Origin of the sequence: Flavobacterium panacis (assembly GCF_024649945.1) — a bacterium.
Lineage (GTDB): Bacteria > Bacteroidota > Bacteroidia > Flavobacteriales > Flavobacteriaceae > Flavobacterium > Flavobacterium panacis.
In genome coordinates this window covers 79,741-100,030 of sequence record NZ_JANKMS010000011.1, presented here as the reverse complement: position 1 = coordinate 100,030, position 20,290 = coordinate 79,741, and the positions used below count along the sequence as shown (strand labels likewise).

Annotated in this window: 17 protein-coding genes; 15 read left to right on the top strand and 2 right to left on the bottom strand. The window is 35.6% G+C overall.

The genetic code is table 11. The annotated features are described in order from the left end of the window. Positions 1–44 precede the first annotated feature (44 nt). Both NQQ59_RS20810 and NQQ59_RS20805 read left to right on the top strand, forming a co-directional pair. Positions 45–1,478: a peptidylprolyl isomerase gene (locus tag NQQ59_RS20810; RefSeq protein ID WP_144219763.1), complete on the top strand. Its 1,434-nt coding sequence runs from the start codon at positions 45–47 to the stop codon at positions 1,476–1,478. Between the two features lie 74 nt (positions 1,479–1,552). After that, the gene (locus NQQ59_RS20805; RefSeq protein ID WP_144215153.1) at positions 1,553–2,506 is read left to right on the top strand and encodes an AAA family ATPase; all 954 of its coding nucleotides are present in this window, start codon (positions 1,553–1,555) and stop codon (positions 2,504–2,506) included. Between the two features lie 49 nt (positions 2,507–2,555). Here the strand turns inward: NQQ59_RS20805 and xrtN are convergent, their stop codons facing one another. Both xrtN and NQQ59_RS20795 read right to left on the bottom strand, forming a co-directional pair. Further along, positions 2,556–3,797 (bottom strand): exosortase N, encoded by a 1,242-nt coding sequence (gene xrtN, locus NQQ59_RS20800; RefSeq protein WP_186296582.1) that lies wholly within the window; start codon positions 3,795–3,797, stop codon positions 2,556–2,558. Next, complete coding sequence (locus NQQ59_RS20795) at positions 3,794–6,295, bottom strand: XrtN system VIT domain-containing protein (RefSeq protein WP_144215151.1); 2,502 nt, start codon at positions 6,293–6,295, stop codon at positions 3,794–3,796. The genes xrtN and NQQ59_RS20795 overlap by 4 nt, the downstream gene beginning before the upstream one ends. A 425-nt stretch (positions 6,296–6,720) precedes the next feature. On the opposite strand from NQQ59_RS20795, the gene NQQ59_RS20790 reads away from it, so the two are divergent. The 13 genes from NQQ59_RS20790 to NQQ59_RS20730 all read left to right on the top strand — a co-directional run bounded on the left by NQQ59_RS20790 (position 6,721) and on the right by NQQ59_RS20730 (position 20,277). Beyond that, positions 6,721–9,492, top strand: coding sequence for a bifunctional aconitate hydratase 2/2-methylisocitrate dehydratase (locus NQQ59_RS20790; RefSeq protein ID WP_144215150.1), 2,772 nt, complete (start codon positions 6,721–6,723; stop codon positions 9,490–9,492). A 118-nt stretch (positions 9,493–9,610) separates the two neighbouring features. Further along, complete coding sequence (locus tag NQQ59_RS20785; protein ID WP_144215149.1) at positions 9,611–11,875, top strand: aconitate hydratase; 2,265 nt, start codon at positions 9,611–9,613, stop codon at positions 11,873–11,875. Between the two features lie 357 nt (positions 11,876–12,232). Next, complete coding sequence (locus tag NQQ59_RS20780; protein WP_037438455.1) at positions 12,233–13,483, top strand: site-specific integrase; 1,251 nt, start codon at positions 12,233–12,235, stop codon at positions 13,481–13,483. A 648-nt stretch (positions 13,484–14,131) separates the two neighbouring features. Beyond that, positions 14,132–14,509 carry a single-stranded DNA-binding protein gene (locus NQQ59_RS20775; protein ID WP_135834327.1) on the top strand — a complete coding sequence of 126 codons (378 nt, stop codon included), beginning with the start codon at positions 14,132–14,134 and terminating at the stop codon, positions 14,507–14,509. A gap of 43 nt (positions 14,510–14,552) precedes the next feature. Continuing rightward, the gene (locus NQQ59_RS20770; RefSeq protein WP_156309118.1) at positions 14,553–15,626 is read left to right on the top strand and encodes a DUF932 domain-containing protein; all 1,074 of its coding nucleotides are present in this window, start codon (positions 14,553–14,555) and stop codon (positions 15,624–15,626) included. A gap of 52 nt (positions 15,627–15,678) precedes the next feature. Continuing rightward, positions 15,679–16,161: a DUF1281 family ferredoxin-like fold protein gene (locus tag NQQ59_RS20765; protein ID WP_037438458.1), complete on the top strand. Its 483-nt coding sequence runs from the start codon at positions 15,679–15,681 to the stop codon at positions 16,159–16,161. A gap of 11 nt (positions 16,162–16,172) precedes the next feature. Then, entirely contained in the window at positions 16,173–16,511 is a 339-nt protein-coding gene (locus NQQ59_RS20760; protein ID WP_156309117.1) for a molybdenum ABC transporter ATP-binding protein, read from the top strand. 18 nt (positions 16,512–16,529) lie between these two features. Then, the gene (locus tag NQQ59_RS20755; protein ID WP_156309116.1) at positions 16,530–16,712 is read left to right on the top strand and encodes a 3-isopropylmalate dehydratase; all 183 of its coding nucleotides are present in this window, start codon (positions 16,530–16,532) and stop codon (positions 16,710–16,712) included. A gap of 12 nt (positions 16,713–16,724) precedes the next feature. Next, the gene (locus NQQ59_RS20750) at positions 16,725–17,336 is read left to right on the top strand and encodes a PRTRC system protein E (protein WP_156309115.1); all 612 of its coding nucleotides are present in this window, start codon (positions 16,725–16,727) and stop codon (positions 17,334–17,336) included. 18 nt (positions 17,337–17,354) lie between these two features. Beyond that, on the top strand, positions 17,355–17,573 hold the full coding sequence (locus NQQ59_RS20745; RefSeq protein ID WP_037438461.1) for a PRTRC system protein C: 219 nt from the start codon (positions 17,355–17,357) through the stop codon (positions 17,571–17,573). Between the two features lie 15 nt (positions 17,574–17,588). Next, positions 17,589–18,752, top strand: a complete 1,164-nt coding sequence (locus NQQ59_RS20740) for a hypothetical protein (protein ID WP_156309114.1) — start codon at positions 17,589–17,591, stop codon at positions 18,750–18,752. Further along, positions 18,749–19,471 carry a PRTRC system protein B gene (locus NQQ59_RS20735; protein ID WP_156309113.1) on the top strand — a complete coding sequence of 241 codons (723 nt, stop codon included), beginning with the start codon at positions 18,749–18,751 and terminating at the stop codon, positions 19,469–19,471. The genes NQQ59_RS20740 and NQQ59_RS20735 overlap by 4 nt, the downstream gene beginning before the upstream one ends. After that, complete coding sequence (locus NQQ59_RS20730) at positions 19,471–20,277, top strand: PRTRC system ThiF family protein (RefSeq protein ID WP_156309112.1); 807 nt, start codon at positions 19,471–19,473, stop codon at positions 20,275–20,277. Before NQQ59_RS20735 ends, NQQ59_RS20730 begins: the two co-directional genes overlap by 1 nt. The last annotated feature ends 13 nt before the right edge of the window (positions 20,278–20,290 follow it).

Here is a 20,290-nt window from a genome sequence, read left to right as displayed (position 1 = left end):
AAGAATTATCTAAACAGGCTTACATTCAAATAAAATTTAAAATAATGTTATTAAAAAAATTACAGCTAAAAACAATTGATTACAGATTCGTACTAACAATTTGTTTTTTCCTTTTTTTGACTCCAATTATTAAGGCACAAGAAATAATTCCTGATGTTGTTGCTCAAAAACCTGTTGAAGCTCCTACTGGTGGGAAATTGAAAGTAGATGGGATTATTGCTACTGTAGGAGATTATATTGTTTTAGATTCGGATATTGATAAAGGATTTTTAGAAATTACTGCACAAGGAGGATCTATAAAAGACATTACAAGATGTCAAATGCTTGGAAAACTTTTAGAAGATAAATTATATGCACATCAGGCAATTCAGGATAGTATCATTGTTAGTGATGCAGAAGTAAGAGGAATGATGGAAGAGCGTCTAAATTATATGACCCAGCAAGTAGGCGGTGATATCAGTAAAGTTGTCGAATATTATAAAAAGAATTCTGTAGAAGAATTTAAGACGTATTTTGCTGACATCCTGAAAGAGCAAAAACTTGCTACAGAGATGAGAGATAAGATAACTAAAGATGTAGAAATTACTCCTGAAGAAGTTCGTAACTTCTTTAAGAAAATCCCTAAAGATGAATTACCAACTTTTGGAGCTGAAATGGAAGTAGCACAAATTGTTGTTGAGCCTAAAATTTCTCCAGAGGATAAAAAGAAAGTTATCGATAGATTAAACGCTATAAGACAGGATGTGCTAGATGGTTCAAGTTTTGCTACAAAAGCGGTTCTATATTCTCAGGATCCTGGATCTTCTCCAAATGGAGGGTATTATAAAATGACAAGAAAAACGCCATTTGTAAAAGAGTTTAAGGATGTGGCGTTCAGTTTGCAAGCAGGTGAAATTTCAGCACCATTTGAAACTACTTTTGGATTCCATATTATTATGGTTGAAAAAATTAAAGGGCAGGAAGTTGAGCTTCGTCACATTTTGATTGCACCAACCGTTTCTGAAGCTGCTTTAAAAGAAGCGAAAGAAAGAATCACTAATATCAGAAATAAAATAGTAGGTAATGAACTATCATTTGCAGATGCTGCAAGAACAGAATCTGATGAAAAAGAAACAAGAGCAAATGGTGGAACTTTAGTGAATCCTACAACTCAAGATACACGTTTTGAATTGACAAAAATGGATCCGACTTTGTATAGCCAGGTTTCTAATTTAAAAGGAAATGAGGTTTCTCAACCAATTTTAAATACAGACGATAAAGGTAAAAAGACTTATAAGCTTATTACAGTTACAAATCGTATTGAAGACCATACTGCTGATTATGCTAAAGATTATACAAAAATTAAAGAATTAGCATTAAAAGAAAAACAAATTAATGCGATTGCAAAATGGTTTGATGCTAAGATTAAAGATACTTACATCAAAATCATTGGAGAATACAAAGAATGTGATTTTGCAAATAACTGGTTGAAAAAATAATTTTTATTAAATAAAAAGAGTTAGTTTTATGAATTCGTAGAACTAACTCTTTTTAATTTAAAATATATTCATAAATGTCTGACGTAACAGCAATTCACAATTTAGTTCAAAAAAGAAATGAATTAAAAAAAGAAATAGCGAAAATCATTGTAGGGCAGGACGCCGTTGTAGATCAAATTTTGCTTTGTATTTTTTCTGGAGGACACGCACTTTTGATTGGTGTTCCTGGTTTAGCAAAAACATTAATGATTAACACTTTGTCTCAGGCGTTAGGTTTAGATTTTAAAAGAATTCAGTTTACACCAGATTTGATGCCATCTGATATTTTAGGAAGTGAAATTTTGGATGAAAATAGAAATTTCAAGTTTATAAAAGGACCGATTTTCTCTAATATTATTTTGGCAGACGAGATTAACAGAACACCTCCTAAAACGCAGGCAGCTTTGCTTGAAGCAATGCAGGAAAGATCGGTAACCATTGCAGGGCAACATCATAAATTAGATTTACCATATTTTGTCCTGGCAACTCAAAATCCGATTGAACAGGAGGGAACATATCCTTTGCCAGAAGCTCAGTTAGACCGTTTCATGTTCGCCATAAAATTAGAGTATCCAACTTTTGAAGAAGAAGTTCAAGTTGTAAAGCGAACAACTTCTGATGCAAAGACCAATATTAATCCGTTGTTTACGGCTCAGGAAATTATAGATTTCCAACATTTAATCCGTAGAATTCCTGTGGCAGACAATGTAATTGAGTATGCCGTTACTCTGGTTAGTAAAACGCGTCCTGATAATGCACTAACCAATGATTTTGTGAAAAATTATTTGGATTGGGGGGCTGGACCAAGAGCCTCGCAGAATTTAATTTTAGCTGCGAAAGCTCATGCTGCTTTCAATGGCAAATTTTCACCGGATATTGAAGATGTACAAGCAGTAGCAACTGGAATTTTACGTCATAGAATTATTAAAAATTATAAAGCAGATGCTGAAGGAATAACAGAAGAAGTTATTATTAAAAAACTAATGTAGAAAATATAGATTAAATAAAACAGCCCGGAAAATACCAGGCTGTTTTGTTTTATAAAGGCGTTTTGAAAGTTTCATTAATTAAACGAACGGGTTTATTGTGAATTAATTTTATCAATAGAACTTTGATGAGTGAAGTGTATTTCTTTCCATCACATTCGTACCACCAATAAGACACATACTTTTTGTTGTTTTTCTCTATTTTAATCTGCCAGATTTCTTCGTTGTTCCTTTTTGTCTCTTTAGATTCGGTAATGGAATATCCGTCACCTGTCCAACATATTAAGGGTTTGTGCGCAGGAGTTTTAATATAAATAAGTTTCTCTGAAGTTGAGATTTTGAAAACTTCTTTATTAACCCAGTTTCCTTGTTGAATGTTGTATTGAGGATTTAAATTTTCTAGCAAGTCATCATTAGAGTCTGTTTGGATTTTTAAACTTGTGCAAAGTATTACTATAAAAGTTACTAATATAGCTGGACCTAAAATCAGTTTTTTGTTTGCTTTTGAAAGCTCTTTTTGTGTTGGTTTGAAATAACGAATCAAAAATAGCATTGGAACAATTTGATAGACAATAAAACAAAACAATCCAATGCTGTGATGCAACATATTTTCTTTTGTGCAATTGAATAAAATCAGAATTACAATTCTGAAATAATTAGAAACGATGTTCAGTGTTATTACAATCAAGCAAAATAGAATAATCTGCTTAATGCTAAAGTAATTTTGCTGCTTACGTTCTTCTAAAGTCAATAAGAAAGCACCAGTGAGCAATCCTGTTTTAAACATAGAAAGTCCCATGCATGCTGTGTCTACTGTGATTTTGGCATTATTTATATAAAAATTTACTCCCTCGATCTTATCTATGGTGATTACATTCTTTAAAGTCAGAAAGACGGTGTAGCATAGCGTTTGTTTTATTTCGGTTGTTAGAAAATTAAAAAAGGTATTAAAGAGTGATGAAAACAATACAATACAGAAAAAGGCAATGAAAGAAAATTTTCCAGTGATCTTATAGTACATAAAACAGACAAATATGGCTAATGCCAAAAAATGTAACGATTTTGTATGAAGACGAAAACTTATAAACTCTAATATGAAAATTAGTCCTACCAAAGGATAATTTAGGTTTAAGTTTGTTTTTCTTCCTCCAATAATAAATAATACAATTGAAAATAAGATTCCTATAAAATTACTATCAAGATTTTTTTTAATAATACCGTAATTTAATAACAATACTACAATTGTAATAAGAATTGCCAGAGGTTTTTTGTATTGTAATGACAAGTATTTCATCCGTTGATTTGTTTTTTGCTTTTTCTGTAGTAAATCAGTACAGTTGTTAGGGCAATAAAAATAAGTGCCCATTCGTGTGGCTCTGGAACAGCTCCATCATTATTTATTGAGGCATTTCCTAAAGTGTCTATGTTTTTGTCAATTCCGTTGTTTTTGTAATCTTCATCCGTTTCTAAAACTATTAATGATGAAACAGGTGTTACAATATTTGCGTCTTTAGCTAGATTTACATATTGGTTTGCAGTTAAAGAATCGTTCTGAATTTTTACTTGTTCTTCTAAAACTTTTCCAAAAGCATACATTCTGTAAATATGATTTGGACCATCGCTTTTAAGAGTGCCGTCTTTTGCAGTTTCTTGAATAGAAATTGATGCAGGCTCAATGTTTACTGAGTTTTCTTCAGTTTTATATACAGGAAATTGTTTCTGTTCGATCATTTTTAAACTATTGTGAAGAGAAGTCTGGTAGTAATCAATGTACTTCTGCTCTTTGATAGTTTGCCAAAACGGATTGATTTCTGCAGAAAGATTGATGACTTTTAAGTTTTGTTGTTTGGTGCCTGTTCTTATTTTATTTAAGTAACTTGATTTATCTAGCTCTTCAAAATTGGCTGAAAACACACTTGATTTAGTTATGATTAAGCTGTTTTTGGTTATTTTGTAAAGGGGTAATAAGGAATAATGTAAGCCTTTAAATTCGGAATAAATAGTTTTGAAATTATCAGTATTGATGACTTTTTTTTCTTTGTTATTATACACATAAATTAGTCTTCCTTTCAAATTGACAAATGATTCTATTTCGTTTAAAGTCCATTTATTGTTGAGATCTAAAATAATTTCTGAAGGCGTAAACGGAATAGTTGCTTTTTGAATTTCTTTTATTTTGTAAAGTTTGTCTTTCCATACAAAAGAACTCGAATGAAAAGATTTGCTTAAAGGCATAACGGCTTCCCATTCCTGTAATCCTTTCGAGGTATTTATGAAAGAATTGTTTTTAAATTCAAAATCTTTGCTGGTTCTGACTTTGGTGTTGTCCGTAATCTGAATTCTTGAAAGGGTAGAAGCGCTCGAAATGTTTGGGCCTTTTATGGCTATGCTTTGATACTTCATTTCAGTTTGACCTGCTTGTAAAGGAGTTGTAAAACCGCATTTAAAGATTCGTGGTGTTTCATAATTTACAGGAAAAACTCGAACAACAATTTTGTTTCCTTCTTTCCATTGCATCAAAGACGGATCGCGGCTTTCTACTCCAACAATTTGTTTGTAGGCTTTTTGAGCTTTTTCTTTGGTGGTTAGGACTCCTTTGCGTTCGATTCCGTTTACCCATAAAGAAAGTGAAGTTGCGACAGAACCTTCAGGGAGCTGAAAAGAATAAATGGCTTCTTTGTCTTGTCGAGATTCTTTTTCGCTGGCAATATTCATGGTGATTTCAGTATAAGCCAGTCGTGCGGCAGGATAAATTTTGATATCTTCTTTGATGCTTTTGCTAAACAAATCTTTTCCGCTCCATAATTGTTCTTCTGTTTCCAGTCTTTTGTCAAAGTTCGATTTTAGTATGTTAATTCGATCATCAAAACTCAGATTAAGATCCTTGCAAAACAGATAGGCAATATTGATGAATGGATTGTGAATCTTTCTCTCGTGATACTGAATTCCTCCAAATGAGTTAAAACCTCTAAGACTAAAGAAATCATCATTGCTTTTGTAAACGATATCTTTTTTAAGTAAGATTTCATTAAAAAAATTAGGTTCTAAATGTTGTGAAATCTTAATGTAAGTAGGTAGATCTTCATTATAATCAAATGATTTTGAAATTTCATTTTCATTTATTCTTTTACTTTCAATATTCAAGCGATATGTAAAGACAAGTAAAGCAAATACAATACTAAAAGTACCAGCGATAAATGAGGTCATGTATCGTTTACCTTCATTAAATAATCTTAAGAGTGTTGTCAGGTGAATTAGGGATATTAATGCAGGAACTAATCCATAAAAACCCAATCCTAACAACAAGATTGTAACTACTGAAATTATACTAATTGGTATAAGGTATAAAGTGTAATATAAGATTATTGAATATGATAATCCATTAATGAATAATAAGGCTAATGGAATATTCCTTTCATTTTGTCTGTTGTAGATAAAGAAATTTGAGATGCAAAAGGTTAGAGTGATAATGTAAACCCAGATAGGAAGATCTTCAAAAACTGGAATTAATACATTTAGCGAAAAGCATCCGATAAGCCAGTTTAAAAATAAAAAAGGGATTAGATGAGAATATCTTTCTCTTTGTCTTAGAAGAAAAAAGGAAAGAGTAATGCCATAGATAAATTCAAAAATCAAATTTATTTGGCAGAATGGTTCTGCACTGCGTGAATTAAAAGCCGACAGAATTAGTATGGTACAAAGTAAAACCATGCAAAACAGCGTGATTACTAAACTGACCATGATACCTTCTTGTTGAGTGTATTCTTTAAATTGCTTTAATTTGTTTTTCATAGTATTGTGTTTTTAAAAGAACTTTGAATTACAAAGTTATAAGAAAAAATGAATTCAAGATACTTTCGCCAATTTTTTTTAATGTAAGATTAAGGTTAAAAAAAGGTATTGAGAAAAATGCTGAATCAGTCTTTTGAAATCCTTACTATAACGTTATAATTGCTTATTTAGAACTGTTCTTTGTAGAAATAGAAGTAAAATCTCACTTACTTCATAACATTAAATTTCGACTTTGTTAAAGAAAAGATTTTAAAATATCAAAAAATCATTTTTTTAATTCAAAATTGATTTTTTGTCAAAAACAAGCATTGAAAATCGTTTTTTAACAATAATAATTTTTGAAAAGGCTAGTTCTATTATATTTTTTTTAATTCTCAGCTTTAATCTTTAAATTTGCGTACAAAAAAAAATACTTCTACTTAATTATGAATACTTACAAAGATTACATTCAAGAAATTGAAGAAAGAAAAGGTCAGGGACTTCATCCAAAACCAATTGATGGAGCTGAATTAATAAGCGAAATCATTGCTCAAATTAAAGATTTAGGTAATGAATACAGAGAAGATTCTCTTAAGTTTTTTATTTATAACACTTTACCAGGTACTACAAGTGCAGCTGGTGAAAAAGCGAACTTCTTAAAAGAGATCATTCTTGGTCAATCTTTAGTAAAAGAAATCACTCCTGCTTTTGCTTTTGAATTATTGTCTCACATGAAAGGTGGACCTTCAATTAAGGTTTTACTTGATTTGGCTTTAGGTAATGATACCGCTATTGCAAAAGAAGCAGCAAAAGTTCTTAAAACACAAGTTTTCCTTTACGAAGCAGATACAGATCGTTTAGTAGAGGCATTTAAAAATAATAATGAAATTGCCAAAGAAATTCTTGAAAGCTACGCAAAAGCTGAGTTTTTTACAAAACTTCCAGAAGTAGCAGACGAAATTAAAGTGGTGACTTTTATAGCTGGTGAGGGGGATATCTCTACAGATTTACTTTCTCCAGGTAATCAGGCGCACTCACGTTCTGACCGTGAACTTCACGGACAATGCATGATTACTCCTCAGGCACAACAAGAAATTAGAGCTTTACAAGCACAACATCCAGATAAAAGTGTGATGTTAATCGCTGAAAAAGGAACAATGGGTGTTGGTTCTTCAAGAATGTCAGGTGTAAACAACGTGGCTCTTTGGACAGGAAAACAAGCAAGTCCATATATTCCATTCGTAAATATTGCTCCAATCGTTGGAGGAACAAACGGAATTTCTCCAATTTTCCTAACAACTGTTGATGTTACTGGTGGTATTGGTTTAGATCTTAAAAACTGGGTTAAAAAAGTTGATGCTGATGGTAATGTTATTCGTAACGAAAACGACGAGCCAATTTTAGAGCAAACCTATTCTGTTGCTACTGGTACAGTTCTTACAATCAATATCAAAGAGAAAAAATTGTACAATGGCGATCAGGAATTAATTGACATTTCTAAGGCGTTTACGCCTCAAAAAATGGAATTTATCAAAGCTGGTGGTTCATATGCTATTGTATTTGGTAAAAAACTTCAAACTTTAGCTGCTAAAGTTTTAGATGTTGAAGCACCTCTTGTATTTGCTCCGTCAAAAGAAATTTCTCATGAAGGACAAGGTCTTACAGCTGTAGAAAAAATCTTCAACAAAAATGCAGTTGGTATCGCTCCGGGTAAAGTATTACACGCAGGTTCTGATGTTCGTGTTGAAGTGAATATTGTAGGTTCTCAAGATACGACTGGTCTTATGACTGCTCAGGAATTAGAATCTATGGCTGCAACAGTAATTTCTCCAATTGTTGACGGTGCTTACCAATCAGGTTGTCACACTGCTTCGGTTTGGGATAAAAAAGCGCAGGCAAATATTCCAAAATTAATGAAATTCATGAATGATTTCGGTTTGATCACTGCTCGTGATCCAAAAGGAGTTTATCATTCAATGACAGACGTAATTCATAAAGTACTTAACGATATTACAATCGATGAGTGGGCTATCATTATCGGTGGTGACTCTCATACAAGAATGTCAAAAGGTGTTGCTTTTGGTGCTGACTCAGGAACTGTTGCTCTTGCATTGGCTACGGGGGAGGCTTCAATGCCGATTCCAGAGTCTGTAAAAGTGACTTTCAAAGGAGATATGAAAGGGTATATGGATTTCCGTGATGTGGTTCACGCTACACAAGCGCAAATGCTTCATCAGTTTGGAGGAGAAAACGTATTCCAAGGAAGAATCATTGAGGTTCACATCGGAACACTTACTGCTGACCAGGCATTTACATTTACAGACTGGACTGCAGAAATGAAAGCAAAAGCTTCTATCTGTATTTCTGAAGATGATACTTTAATCGAATCATTGGAAATTGCTAAAGGCAGAATCCAGATTATGATTGATAAAGGTATGGATAACGATAAACACGTTCTTCAAGGATTAATCAACAAAGCTGATAAGAGAATTACTGAAATTAAATCGGCAGAGAAACCTGCTTTAACTCCAGATGCAAATGCTAAATATTATGCAGAAGTTGTAGTAGATTTAGATCAGATTGCTGAACCAATGATTGCAGATCCAGACGTAAATAACGTTGATGTTTCTAAGAGATATACTCATGATACAATTAGACCTTTATCTTTCTACGGAGGAGAGAAAAAAGTAGATCTAGGATTTATCGGGTCTTGTATGGTTCATAAAGGAGATATGAAAATTCTTGCTCAAATGTTGAAAAATGTTGAAGCGCAAAAAGGTAAAGTTGAATTCAACGCACCACTTGTTGTAGCTCCTCCAACATACAACATTGTAGATGAGTTAAAAGCAGAAGGTGACTGGGAAGTTTTACAAAAATACTCAGGATTCGAGTTTGATGATAATGCTCCAAAAGGTGCAGCACGTACAGAGTACGAAAACATGTTGTACTTAGAGCGTCCAGGATGCAACCTTTGTATGGGTAACCAAGAAAAAGCTGCAAAAGGAGATACTGTTATGGCAACTTCGACTCGTCTTTTCCAAGGAAGAGTTGTAGAAGACAAAGAGGGTAAAAAAGGAGAATCATTGCTTTCTTCAACACCAGTTGTGGTATTGTCTACAATTCTAGGTAGAACTCCTACTTTAGATGAGTATACAACTGCGGTAGATGGTATCAACTTAACTAAGTTTGCACCTTCAAACAAACAGTTAGTAATGTAATCAAGATTAATTATAAATCAAGAGCCCGAGTCGTAAAACTCGGGCTTTTTTTGTAATAATTGCTCTATTTTTTGTAACTTGTGATGTTCAAAAAAGAATAATAAAAAACAAAAAACATATGGCTTTTGATATCGAAATGATTAAAAAAGTGTACGAAAACATGCCTTCTCGTGTGGATAAAGCAAGAGAAATTGTTGGGCGCCCACTTACTTTAACTGAGAAAATTTTATACAATCACCTTTGGGACGGGAATCCAACCAAAGCGTTTGGAAGAGGAGTAGATTATGTTGATTTTGCACCAGACCGTGTTGCGTGTCAGGATGCGACTGCTCAAATGGCATTATTGCAATTCATGCACGCTGGTAAATCTAAAGTAGCTGTTCCAACAACAGTTCACTGTGATCACTTAATTCAGGCAAAAATAGATGCTGCAACCGATTTGGCGAGAGCAAAAACACAAAGTAATGAAGTTTTCGACTTCTTGTCGTCTGTTTCTAATAAATACGGAATTGGTTTCTGGAAACCAGGAGCAGGAATTATTCACCAAGTGGTACTTGAAAATTATGCTTTCCCCGGTGGAATGATGATTGGTACCGATTCGCACACTGTAAACGCAGGAGGTTTAGGAATGGTTGCAATTGGTGTTGGTGGAGCAGATGCCGTAGACGTTATGTCTGGAATGGCTTGGGAGCTTAAATTTCCTAAATTAATTGGAGTGAAATTAACTGGTAAATTATCGGGATGGACAGCTCCTAAAGACGTTATTCTTAAAGTAGCCGGAATTTTGACTGTAAAAGGTGGAACTGGAGCTATTGTAGAATATTTTGGTGAAGGTGCGACAGCAATGTCTTGTACAGGTAAAGGAACAATTTGTAATATGGGAGCTGAAATTGGAGCTACAACTTCAACTTTTGGTTACGATGCTTCAATGGGACGTTACCTTCGTTCTACAAACCGTGCAGATGTTGCCGATGCAGCAGATAAGATTGCTCCTTATTTAACAGGAGATCCAGAAGTGTATGCTAATCCAGAGCAATATTTTGATCAGGTTATCGAAATTAACTTGTCAGAATTAGAGCCACATTTAAATGGACCGTTTACTCCAGACTTGGCTACGCCAATTTCTAAAATGAAAGAAGAAGCAATTAAAAATAACTGGCCATTACAGATTCAGGTTGGTTTAATTGGTTCCTGTACAAACTCTTCTTACGAAGATATTTCACGTGCAGCTTCTTTGGCAAAACAAGTAGCAGATAAAAACTTAAAAACAAAAGCAGAGTTTACTATTACTCCAGGTTCTGAAGTTGTTCGTTCAACAATAGAAAGAGATGGATTTATTGATACGTTCCATAAAATTGGAGCAACCGTTTTTGCTAATGCCTGCGGACCATGTATTGGTATGTGGGACAGAGAAGGAGCTGAAAAAGAAGAAAGAAATACAATTGTTCACTCTTTTAACCGTAATTTCTCAAAACGTGCAGACGGTAATCCTAATACGCTTGCTTTTGTTGGTTCGCCAGAATTGGTAACTGCAATGGCAATCGCAGGTGATTTGGGCTTTAATCCGTTAACAGACAAGTTGATTAACGAAGATGGAGAAGAAGTAATGTTGGATGCTCCGACAGGAGACGAACTTCCAGCTAAAGGATTTTATGCTGAAGATCCAGGATTCCAGGCTCCAGCTGAAGATGGTTCTGGAGTTACGGTTGTTGTTAATCCAGCTTCTGAACGTTTGCAGTTATTAGCTCCTTTTGATGCTTGGGACGGTAAAAATATTACAGGTGCCAAATTGTTAATCAAAGCATTTGGAAAATGTACGACTGACCATATTTCTATGGCTGGACCTTGGTTACGTTTCCGTGGACATTTAGATAATATTTCTAACAATATGTTGATTGGAGCTGTGAATGCTTATAATCAAAAAACAAATTCGGTTAAAAACCAATTGACAGGACAATATGATGCGGTTCCTGCTGTTGCTCGTGCATACAAAGCTGCTGGAGTTCCGTCAATCGTAGTTGGAGATCATAACTATGGAGAAGGTTCTTCTCGTGAACATGCTGCTATGGAACCTCGTTTCTTAGGTGTCAAAGCAGTATTGGTTAAATCGTTTGCTCGTATTCACGAAACTAACCTTAAAAAACAAGGTCTTTTAGGATTGACATTTGCAAATGAAGCAGATTACGATAAGATTGAAGAAGATGATACTATTAACTTCTTAGATTTAACAGAATTTGCTCCAGGTAAACCGTTAACATTAGAATTTGTTCACGCAAATGGTACAAAAGATGTTATTTTGGCCAATCATACTTATAATGAAGGGCAAATAGGCTGGTTTATTGCCGGTTCAGCTTTAAACTTAATTGCTGCTGGAAAAGCTTAATCCGTTTATATAATTTAAAAAGACGCTCTGTGAAAACAGGGCGTTTTTTTATTAGGAGCTAATCCAGCTCTTCGCTATATCTTTTGTTTTTTAAAGAAAAAAGATTAGTAAAAAGCAAAGTTAAGCAAAACGATTAAATCCGTTGCTATACAATGTTTTATAAAGAAGTAGTCTTTATTTGGAACTCGGTGTCTGATAGGTTTTGGGCTTGAAATGACAAAGTTAAGTTACTAATTCGTTACCGATTAATAGAGGTTCCTTATTAGCTTAAACGGTTATATTTCAGTGTTTTGCACTTATTTTTATATTTCCTTGTAACTCAATGTAAATTAATTTTAAACATTAAACATTTGAGTTATGACGCAGACAAAAAAATCAACGTTCAAACTGCTTTTCTACTTGAAAAAGAACGAACTGAAAAAAAATGGTAATGCTCCAATTATGGCACGTATTACCATTGACGGAACACCTAAAACTTTTGGGACAAAGTTAGAAATTGACCCTAGCAATTGGGATCTAAAATATGGAAGAGTTGAGGGCAAAAGCGCAACAGCTTTAAATATTAATAAAAAGTTGGATAACATACGTGGGCGTATCGACAAAATTTATGAAGATATGCTGAAACACGAGGGCTTTGCTACTTCCCAAAAAGTAAAGCTCTCATTCTTGGGTGTTGGTGTAATGGATGATGCAATTCTAAAAGTCTTTAACGATAAAAATGAGGATTTTAAAAAATTGGTTGACAAGGAAGAACGTTCACAAAGCACCTACAACAAGTACATCACGGTTTATAATCATCTTACCACTTTTATCAAAGAACGCTATCATCGTGATGATATGGCCTTTCGGGAATTGACTGGAGATTTTATTAGGGAATTCGATTTTTATCTTCGGTACGATTTACAATCTACACATAATACGGTTTGGGTTTACACGATGCCCGTACTAAGTCTGGTAGAATTGGCTATAAAAAAAGGTTTGATACGTGATAATCCGTTTCAAGATTATGAAATTAATATGGAAGAAACCGACAGGGGTTATATTCTTAAAGAAGATGTAGAAAAACTGATGATGTGTGCACCGCCCCACCCACGGTATGAGCTTGTGAAAGATCTTTTTATTTTCAGTTGTTTTACCGGACTTGCTTATGCGGATATTAAAAAACTAACAAGGAACAATATTCAGTCTTTCTTCGATGGCCATCAATGGATCATCAGCAGAAGAAAAAAATCAGATATTGCTTCTAATGTTCGATTAATGGAAATCCCAAAACGTATTATAGAAAAATACCTCGGTAGCACTCGTAATGAGTTTATCTTTCCAGTTCCAACTAATGTAACCTGCAATACTCACATTGGCAAATTAATTGAAAAAGCTGAAATTATTACAGAACAAAAAGTAACTTTTCACACCGCAAGACACACATTTGGAACGATGTTTTTGACCGAAGGCGTACCTCTTGAAAGCCTTAGCAAAATGATGGGACATAAAAACATTTCAACTACACAGATTTATGCTAAAATTACCAGCCAAAAGATTAGTAAGGATATGGATTTAGTAGCTCCTAAATTTAAGGAGATTGAAGAAGCGTTTTTACAGGTTATATAGTTAATCACAATTTGATAATTACTAGCAGAACTTAACGGTTCTGCTTTTTTTATACCCATATTTTATAGCCAAAGCACATTTACTTCGCTCTGCTATTCCCTTTCTGTAAAAGAGCTTTTCGGCTACTTCTGGAACAGAAGATTAAAAAATGTTGCCATCTACGCCTCCCACACAAATACAATTTTTTAATCCTCTATTAGTGTGGCTTTGATAGCCCCACCGCTTTAAAAAAGTGTTTTAAAAATTCAGCGAATTGGAAGTGTTATTTCAATTCATTGTAAACCATTTCTCAATGCCATCTTCTTGGCTTCCACATTCATTTTATCCAAAGACCCGTATGCTTTTTTGTCCCATTTCAAGAGCAAAGGTATTTCCGTGTTCTTAACGCATCACAAATGTCAAGCAAGTTTGGAAAATAATCTCCACCCGTTGGGTAGTATTTTTTTCCAAAACCTTGGTGATGCTAAACACGAACCTTTTATGCTCGTGAAACGAAACATAGCATACTCCGGCTCTTTAAACGAATAAAAAAAAATGTCAGATATGAAGATTAAAAACATTGGAAATGGTAATGAAACGAAACAGCACCTCCTCTCATTGCCGAATAAATCAAAAAAAATCAAAATCAATAACTAAAAATTAAAGAATATGAACATCACAGGAAGATTGACAAGGGATGCGGAAGTACGCACAACGTCACAGGACAAACAAGTAGTAAACTTTTCAGTAGCGACCAACGACAGCTACCGTAACAAACAGGGCGAACGCATAGAGCAAACAACCTATTTCGATTGCTCCTATTGGATAACCCCGAATGTAGCCAAGCTACTCACAAAAGGTACTTTGGTAGAACTATCGGGACGAGTAAGCACAAGAGCGTGGACAGGTAATGATGGAGAACCAAGAGCAGGACTGAATTTCCATACCTCTCAAATCAAATTGCACGGAGGTGGCAAAAAATCGGAAACGGCACAAGCTACCACAAGCACAAACAATAGCAAGGCAGAAGACGACCTCCCATTTTAATCAAGAACATTCAATCATTTTTAACATCAAAATTTCTAACATTATGGCACATAATATCAATTTTAACGAGAGAACAGGACGTTATTCATTTTTTAGCGTACAACAAAAAGCATGGCACAACTTGGGGCAAATCGTGGAGCAATACCCGACAAGCGAGGAAGCTATCAAACACGCAGGGTTAGATTACGAAGTCGTAAAATCCCCACTTTTTACCAAAGGTTCGGGCATTATCGAAACGGCTAACGGTATAGAGATAGGCAGTAGCGAATTAGAAGTACCTAACTATTTCGCCAACATTCGCACCGATAACAATAAGGTATTGGGAGTAGTCGGCAAGGATTACCATATCGTACAAAACCGTGAAGCCTTTAATTTCTTTGATGCTATTGTAGGTGGTGGCGAGGGCATTCTGTACGAAACCGCAGGAGCATTAGGCAACGGAGAACGTATTTTTATCACAGCCAAACTGCCTGACTATATCCGTGTAGGCAATGGCGATGATGTTACGGAAAAATACATTTTCCTAACCACTTCGCACGATGGTAGCGGAAGTATCACAGCCGCATTTACACCAATCCGTATCGTTTGCCAAAATACCTTAAACGCTTCATTACGCAATATGACCAATGTTGTCCGTATCAAACACACTTCGGGAGCAAAAGGACGTATCGAGAACGCTCACAAGATTATGGGACTTGCCAACACATTGAGCAACCAATTAGAGGGAATTTTCAATGAATGGGCAAAAGTAAAGGTAACAGACCGAGAGGTTAAAAAGCTAATTCAATTGGCACTTTGCCCGAATAAGGAAACCTTTGATTTAATCAAAAAAGGTGCGGAAGATGAAATTTCAACCGTGTTCAAAAACACCGTTGAAGATGCTTTTGCATACGCAATGATAAGCGACACCCAACAAATGGATACTACAAAAGGAACATTGTTCGGAGCTTATAATGCGGTTACAGGTTACTATCAGAACGTAAGAAATTACAAGAATGATGAAGCCAAGTTGCAGAGCATTGTATTGGGTGGCACTGCTCAACTCAAATCACAGAAAGCATTTGAATTGTGTAATGGTTTTGCTTTAGATGGTGCAGAAACCCTAAACCTTAATTAAATAACAACAGGCTACCGCTTTAATCGGTGGTAGCCTACTAAAAACAAAAGTTATGGCAAATTGGTGCAGTAATACAGTTGTATTCGAGGGGAAACCCGAAACAATCACAGCAATACAGGAACTTTTTCAATCAATGAAGGAAAAGGAAGAAAAAATCGAAGAAGGACAATTACCCGAATTTATTTCTAAAGATAATGGTGGTTATTTCTTCAATATCTATTGGAATGAAGGCGATGAAGGACAATTTCAATATGAAACAAAGTGGTCGCCCAATATGGAAATCATTCAAAAGATAGCGGAGCATTACGAAGTGAATTTCACACACGACTATGAAGAAATGGGCAATCTTGTATATGGCAGGGCAACATTTTATGACAAGCTACTCACAGATGTTTATTTGGAAGACGTGGATTTTGAGCAATACGAATTTGATGAAGAAAACGAAACCTACCATTTTGAGGGTAATGATTACGAAAGCGATTACGAGATATTAGAAAACTTGTTGGAGCGGAAAATTAAAATTCAAGAAACTTAAAACCAAAGGCAATGGAAACAAGAACAATAGCTACAAAGTTTGTACGCCAAGATGTACCCGAATTGGCAACCCTGCAAAATGCAAAGGTTTACTTATTAAGGGAAAAACTGAACAAAGGCGAAAAATTGAACCGAGCCGAAAAAAATTGGCTTGCAGAAGCAGTAAACCGAAACGCCTATTTCAAAAGAGCTGTACCGCTTATGGGTTATCGTTTTGGTTTTGAGGATGTTTTAAAATCCTATATCGTAAAGCAGTACGGCAGTTGGTTAGAATACAACGCTCCCGACAAAACAAGTCTTCGAAGTATCATATATGGCAGGATTGACCAAATAGCGGAAATCAGCAAATAACATTTAAAGCCAAGTACAATGAAAATCATAGATAAAAATGGGAATTGGGTTGAAGTTACCGACCTCATAAAAGCTATCCAGCAAACTGGTTGGTATAAAGAATATCTGCACGACCCACCAACAGAAACAGACAAGGAAAGACAGAAATATTGGGCAGATATGCACGAGAAACTTAAAAAAGAAAAAAGTATTAACAATTAAAATTTCAGAACGATGAACACCAATTTTTTCAATCAGATACAGCAGTTGGACTTTACAGGAGTATTGCAACTGAACATTTCAAAAGGGATAGAAAGCAACCTAATTGTAACAGTATTGCTCAACAACGAACAATGCGGAGATAGTGCAAAAAATCTAATTCCCCCATTGACCTTTAACGCCACGCCCCAAGAGTTTGACGAGGGATTTTTTGAGCAGATAACTACACCCATACAAAAGGTATCGGGCTTAATGGTGGATATGGAAAAATTCCAAAAGCAATTGGACGAAGCCAAAGCACAATCGGCAATAGAAAAGGAAAAAACCGAGAAAGCGAAAAAGGACAAGGAAACCAAAGACAAGAAGTTTAAAGATGCTATAGCAAAGGCGGACGAGTTGGAAAAAGAGGGTAAGTTCCGTGAAGCGTGGATAAAAGTTCCCGATATAACGGAGTTTCCCGAAAAAGCAGACGAGATACGCAAACGCAAAACAGCATTATCCGACAAATTCGCAACACCGAGCCTTTTCGGAGCAATTGACGAAACAAACCCCAAACTTCTACAAGCGGAAGAAGTTACTGCCGATTATCCTATTGATGAAACACACGAAGATGAAAACGAATATTAATCATTAAAACAGAACATTATGTTATTAGCAACGCAATTAGAAAGAGTTTTTATACTCAAAGATAAAGGACAGGACATCAGACTGACCGACCCCGAACCACGTTGGAGCGTGGAAGCCGTAATGAATTTTTACGCCAATATGTACCCGATTTTGACAACGGCAAAAGTATCTGCACCACAAATAAAAGACGATGCAGTCGAGTACAAGTTTGAGAGTGTAATGGGTACGAAAGGTTAACCAAATATTAAAGCGATGAATTATGCAACGCAACATCATATCGGGAACTATCAGCATACCCGAACAGAAACGACAACGGCAATTGCACCGACAGTTGGGCGAGTTCGCCAATTGGCTACAAAGACCAAAGGACGCAAACCAAGTGCAGAAAGACAAGCAGAAATCCGTACCAATAGCAATGCTACCAATGGTATTCTAAAGTGTACGTTTCTGCCCAAACTAAAAACGGCACCATCCGTACAGGCTTGTCAGAAAACGGAGAGGGATTTTTACAAGTCCCTTTCCAAACTTGCCGAGCATTACAGGATTGAACCAATGCAGACCAACAGTTTTAAGTTTCCCTACAATATAACATTGGCTATGTGGGATATGGAAAACAAAGTAAAGCGTACCAACAGCAATTGGGATGGTTTCAGATTGGTAAAGGATAGCAGGAAAACCTATTTTATAGGCGAGGAACGATACAACACAGGAACAACCTTGTATTACATTCCCGTTGTGCCACTCTTTAAAATGCTCAAAGACCCAAAGCGTAAAAAGACCGCACAGCTTTTACTATCGGTATGTAGTTATCTGTATCATATCGCTCAAATTCCGTATTACAGGCAGGAAGAAAGTTACTTGTATTGGCTTTACGAAATGATGAACGATTGGGTGGAACAGGACGAGGAAACGGAAGAAACTGAAAGCTATAAAAGTGAATTGAGAAATGCCGAATACATTGGCGATAGAATAGAACAAAAGCTATTTAATCGAACTAATCTAAAGGTATTTGAACAGCGTTTGAACCGATTTAAAAGTGTTGATATGTTCGACAAGGAATGTTGGCAAGTGGCTTGTAATGCGTTTGCCCTTTGCACAGAATATCCGAACACCACTATTTTTAGCAACGCAACATTGCCCGAAAAAGACCCTTATGATAATGACGAGAATGAAATAATCGGAATGGAAAAATACATTTCATTTATTGCAGATACTAAAGGCTGGTTGTACGAAAGTCTTTCAGATACCATCAACAATGAATTTAACGAGTACGGAGCAATGGCAGAACCTACTATTTCCAAGCGATTTGACGGAAGTGAAATACCAACAGCAAACCTTGATTTTGAGAACCGTTTATTTGGTTTATTGAATGATTTGAGTGGAATATTATACGAATACAAAACGATAGAAAAATGAATACAACAACAGATATAAAAGACCATTTTGGAACATTGTACTATGCAAAATCCGCTTTGGTTTTCTATGAAACCAAAGGAACAGAAAACGATATGTACGTGGAGCATTTTGATATGGACAGCAACGGAATGCCTATCAATGCCCATCCATTAACCGTAAAGGAAGCCAATATTTTAGCAAAGTCCTTACAGACCGATGAAGAAAAGAACCAAGCCTTTTTAAAACCAAAGGGAATTTTGCCTACCAATATTCTGCATATCAATCCAAATGCGGAAAAAGGTACGGTACTTTGGTACACTAAAACACAACAACGGAAACTGTATTTTGTGGATAGTTTGGGCATACCCAGCGGAATATCACAAGTACCGCCAATGCTATGGTTAGCGAGCAAAAGCAGTCTTACCGTATTTGCTTTGGCAAATGACAGAAGACCCACCGAGAAAACGCCATTGCATTATGCACCTTTCTTCAATATCTACGAAAAGGGCAATGTATGTATGGGTACGGTGAGTGTTGATATTAAAAATTCGGCTTCGGTTGAGGAATTTATACAGGCGTGGGAACATTATTTTTTCAATTCTTATTTCAGTCATTCATTATGTGAAAACCTGACGAAAAAAAACATTGTAAACCTTTGGAAAGACCTTATCAATACGGATAAACCTTTTCCGAAAGAAGTATTAAAAAAGAACAACAAAACCCTTAAAAATCTATTGTAATGAATACAGCAAAAACCGCAGTACATTTTACAGATAATTACCTGCTCAATCCTACCAATCCGATTTCGGTAAACCTTATCGGGGCAGGTGGCACAGGCTCAAAAGTATTGACTGCTTTAATGGAAATAAACGAAAGTTTGATTGCGTTGGGACACGCAGGGTTACAAGTCCGCCTTTGGGACGATGATGTTATCACGAGTGCCAATTTGGGCAGACAACGATTTGCAGAAAGTGAAACAGGATTATATAAATCCGTTGCTTTAATCAATCGTTGCAACCGTTGGGCAGGAACAAATTGGAAAGCCAAAACGGTAAAATTTGAAAAAGACAATTTTGGCAGACTTCCCGAAAAAGCAAGGGCAATCATTACCATTACGTGTGTGGACAATGTGCAGGCGAGGTTTGGCGTTGCTGAAATTCTTAATGAAATAAGCTATCGCAAACACTACCAAGATGAGCCAAAATATTGGTTGGATTTTGGCAACAGCCAAGATACAGGACAAGTGATATTATCCACTATCGGAGAGATAAAACAACCCAATTCTGAAAAGTACGAAACGGTGGCAAGCCTGCCATTTGTTACCGATGAATTTGGCGAATTGCTGAAGCAATCCGAGCAAGAGGACAATACGCCAAGTTGCTCACTTGCTGAAGCGTTGGAACACCAAGATTTGTTTATCAATTCATCGCTTACACAAATGGGTTGTTCTTTGTTGTGGAACTTGTTTCGCAAGGGAATGACCGAATACAAGGGATTTTTTCACAATCTGAAAGATTTCCGCACCCACCCGATAAAAGTTGCCTAAAAGCCGAAATCGG